At 38.4% G+C, this 1,354-nt stretch carries 1 protein-coding gene; it reads left to right on the top strand.

All coding sequences use genetic code 11. The annotated features are described in order from the left end of the window. Positions 1–162 precede the first annotated feature (162 nt). The gene (locus tag WKT12_RS16385; RefSeq protein ID WP_340320321.1) at positions 163–1,326 is read left to right on the top strand and encodes an IS4 family transposase; all 1,164 of its coding nucleotides are present in this window, start codon (positions 163–165) and stop codon (positions 1,324–1,326) included. Positions 1,327–1,354 lie beyond the last annotated feature (28 nt).

Here is a 1,354-nt window from a genome sequence, read left to right as displayed (position 1 = left end):
AGGCAAATGCCAATTCTACATCCATGTCGATAGTATCAAGAAGACATTAGTGTCCACTAAAAAATCATAGAAGTTCTTTGAAATAATTGAAATTCAATTTGTTATAAGTGTTTTGGGAGTCAACGGATTTGAATTTACTTTTGCGGTATTAATCAGACCGTTATGCATAAAGACAAGTTCGTTTTTGCTCAATTAACCCGATTTCTTAATCGTAATCACTTCAACTATCTCATAAAGAAGTATGAAGGCGACAAATATATCAAGAGCTATACCTGTTGGAATCAACTACTTACGATGATGTTCGGTCAGCTATCCAATCGAGAGAGTCTCAGAGATTTGATTGTGGCTATGGAAGCTCATGCTGAAAAACTTTACCATCTCGGAATCGGGAAGTCTGTAACTCGGAGTAATCTTAGTAAGGCTAATGAGCAACGTAACTACCGCATCTTCGAAGAGTACGCAACATTCATGATTGCCGAGGCCCGCAAGCGTAGAATCAATAAAATATTCGAACTTGACGGTCATGTTTATGCATTTGACTCTACAACGATTGATCTGTGCCTGTCAGTGTTTGAGTGGGCTAAATTTCGCAAACATAAAGGCGGAATAAAGTTGCATACGCTCTACGATATTGAAGCGGAAGTGCCTGCTTTTGTGCATATTACACCTGCCAATATTCACGATTCAAAGGCTATGCCTGAGATTCCATATGAATCAGGAGCGCATTATATATTCGACCGAGGGTATAACGATTTCAGCAACCTTAATACAATAAACCGTATAGGTGCTTTCTTCGTTGTACGAGCCAAAACAAATGTACGGATCAAGCCTAAAACCTGGAAACGAAGATTGCCAGAAGGTGTAGTATCGGATGTAATCGGATGCTTTACGGTTTATAAAAGTTCTAAGGATTACCCTGAGGAACTTAGAAAACTCATCATTGAAAACCCTGAAGACGGTACACGATACATCTTCCTGACAAATAATCTTGACGCATCTGCAGAGTTTATATCATCGCTTTATCGAAACAGATGGAGTGTTGAACTGTTCTTCAAATGGATAAAACAACACCTCAGGATTAAGAAGTTCTGGGGAATATCGGAAAACGCTGTACGCATACAAATCTATTGTGCGATAATCACTTACTGCTTAGTAGCAATAGTCCAACACGATATGAAATTAGAACGTAGCGTCTATGAAGTTCTCCAAATACTCGGAATCTCTCTGACCGACAAAACACATCTCAGTGACTTGTTTCACAAATCGAATTTCAAAAATGTCAAAGACCGATATGATTCAAGTGAACCGAATTTATTTAATTTTTAACCTTGTCCATTTTTAGTGGACAGTAGTG

The organism is Phocaeicola sp. HCN-6420, from assembly GCF_037890145.1.
In the GTDB taxonomy this organism is placed as follows: Bacteria; Bacteroidota; Bacteroidia; order Bacteroidales; family Bacteroidaceae; genus Phocaeicola.
This window is presented reverse-complemented; position numbering and strand designations above follow the sequence as displayed.